The organism is Pseudodesulfovibrio sp. JC047 (assembly GCF_010468615.1).
Lineage (GTDB): Bacteria > Desulfobacterota > Desulfovibrionia > Desulfovibrionales > Desulfovibrionaceae > Pseudodesulfovibrio.
Window position 1 is genome coordinate 1 of record NZ_WUEH01000060.1, and the last position, 757, is coordinate 757.

1 protein-coding gene is annotated in these 757 nt (G+C 44.5%); it reads right to left on the bottom strand.

The features are described 5' to 3' along the window. Positions 1–717: helix-turn-helix domain-containing protein (locus GO013_RS16680; RefSeq protein WP_163813163.1), on the bottom strand; the 717-nt coding region annotated here is incomplete at its 3' end. Positions 718–757: the final 40 nt, after the last annotated feature.

Here is a 757-nt window from a genome sequence, read left to right on the forward strand (position 1 = left end):
TATAAATTCCACATCAATTCCTAGTCTGAGCCACAGAATATTCAATTGAGAAAGTCCTCCAGCGCCATGTCCAGCAAACGGGGTCCCGTTATCCACTCGAATGACTCGGGGTAATCCAAAACGAGAAAACAATTTGTCAAAAGAGGTCCATGTAGGTTCAAAGGCAGGTCTGCGTAACGCATCGCATCCAATAAGAAATCGGCTGAAAAGATCCATAACGGTCAAGGGGTAACACGGCTCTCCATTATGAATTCTAAACCACCCCTTATAGTCAACAGTCCAAACATGGTTGGGGTGATCTGGAATGGTCAATCGTTCTGGGCATTGTCGAAATTTGGTGTTTCTTTTTTTGCGTGATCGCGTCATTCCCTCCTGTTTAAGAATGGCCGCAATTGTGCTGGGTGCTGGAGGACTGAGGCCAAGGCTTCGTAATTCACCCGCAATTTTTTTAGGTCCAATCCGAGGGTTTGCCTTGCGCAACGCCACAAGAGCTTCCCGCATTTCAATAGGAGTTTTGTGTGGGCAATAATGCGGAGCTTTGGATAATTCCTTCATCCCATACAGGCCGTGTTTCCAGTATCTTTTCAGCCATTTATATCCAGTTTTACGGCTGATTTCATATTTCCTGCATAAGGTGGAAATGTTTTCGGCTCCCAAACTGACTTCAATAACAAACTTCAATCTTTCATCCATAGGATTTACCTTTTTCCAGGTCATGGCACCTCCAAGCTGTATGCTTAAAAGTGTTACCAGTGTT